Origin of the sequence: Streptomyces sp. DvalAA-14 (assembly GCF_900091855.1) — a bacterium.
Classification (GTDB): domain Bacteria; phylum Actinomycetota; class Actinomycetes; order Streptomycetales; family Streptomycetaceae; genus Actinacidiphila.
This window is the reverse complement of record NZ_FMCH01000640.1, coordinates 1-1,432: the sequence shown is the minus strand read 5'-3', so window position 1 is coordinate 1,432 and position 1,432 is coordinate 1. Positions and strand designations below refer to the sequence as shown.

General features: G+C 79.6%; 1 protein-coding gene and 1 pseudogene. One reads left to right on the top strand and one right to left on the bottom strand.

The window, feature by feature from the left end; genetic code table 11:
- A pseudogene (locus GA0115240_RS39075) lies at window positions 1–524 on the top strand (hypothetical protein); the annotation flags it as partial.
- A 688-nt stretch (window positions 525–1,212) separates the two neighbouring features.
- Here GA0115240_RS39075 and GA0115240_RS37760 read toward each other — a convergent pair.
- Window positions 1,213–1,432 (bottom strand): hypothetical protein (locus tag GA0115240_RS37760; RefSeq protein ID WP_218087454.1); only part of this gene is annotated, 220 nt, incomplete at its 5' end.

The following is a 1,432-nucleotide window of genomic DNA, read 5'->3' as shown; positions in this document are numbered from 1 at the left end:
CCGAGCCCGCCACCGAGGGCTTCGAACCGTGGGATGCCTGGAGTGCGGCGCCGACCCATGGCGTACCGCCGACTTCCGTGCCGCCGCAGGGCACGGTTCCGCCCGACGCGGTGGAGGCCGGTGCGCGCGGCGCCGGGCCCTCCCCTTGGGATCCCTGGTCCGCGCCGCCGACCTTCACCGATGCCGAGCAGGCGGAGCAGCCGGAGCCGGAGGCGGCGTCCGCCGAGGCCGCCGGCCAGTCGGCGGAGGAGGAAGAGCTGCGGCCATGGGACGCGTGGTCGGCCGAGCCGACGTACGGCCGGGGGAACGCCCCGGACCGGCCGGTGAACGAGCCGCCGGCGACGCAGCCTTGGGAGGCGTGGGTCGCCCCCCGGCCGCCGGCCCGCCCAGCCGCCACCCCCGAGGCCGCCGACCGCTCCACCCGCCGCCGAGCAATGGGGCCCGCCGAGCCCGCCGCCGACCCCGGCGGCGGAGGACACCGAGGCCGGCGAAACGGTGGTGGAGCCGCCCGCGGCCGCGATTGACGCGGCGGACCGGGCGGGGGAGGCCGCGGACGCGGCGGATCTGCCGCCGGCGGCGGAGGAAACCGAGCGGCCCCAAGCGACTCCGCCGGTCTCGCCGCCCCCGCCGCCCCAGCCGGTCGAGCCTCCCGAGGCGCGGGCCCAGGGCGTGCGGCCCACCAGAGGGTGGTTCGGGGAGTGGCAGCCCGTCGTCGCCGGGCCTGCGCATCCCGCACCGGTCGCCACGGAGCCGCCGGCGTCGGAGCCGGAGCTGGTCGGCACCGAGTCTGTCGGGAGCGAGCCGACCGTGCCCGTTGGGACCGAGCCCGTTGGAACCGAGCCTCGCAGTGGGCCCGAGGGTGCGGGTCCGGCGTTCTCACCCGACCCCCGCGTCACTCCGTCGGCGCAGCCTGGCGCCGACGGCGAAACGAATCGCCGCGAGGAACCCGAACCGGCTGCCGCGGTGGCACCGGGGGACATGGAGGGCCCGGAATCCGTCGCCGATGACGGTCCCGGGAGCGAACGGCCGCCCGTTCCAGGCGCCGAGTCCGCTCCGCAGGGGGCCGCCGCCGCGCCCGGACGGGGCAACGTGGACCGCTCGCAGCACGCAGCCGGCGGCCACCGGTGGCCGCCGGCGCCGCCCGAGCCGAGGGCGGGGGGCGTGCGCGACGCGGAGCCTGTTGCCGGGGCGGCGGTCGAGGGCGTGGAGGGTTCAGTCCCCGCGACCGGTGACGGCTCCTCGGCGGCGGAACCGCCAGAGGCTGCGTCGGCCCCGGCGCCGGAGGCCGTTCCCGACCCGGCCCCGGCCCCGCTCGCCCGGGTCGTACCGGCACCTGACGCCGCGCCGGACCGAGTCGGCGACGCTCGCGACCAGGAGCCGGCCGCCGACCGCCCGCCCCGGGACGTCCCGCACGCCGATCCCGAGCCCGAGG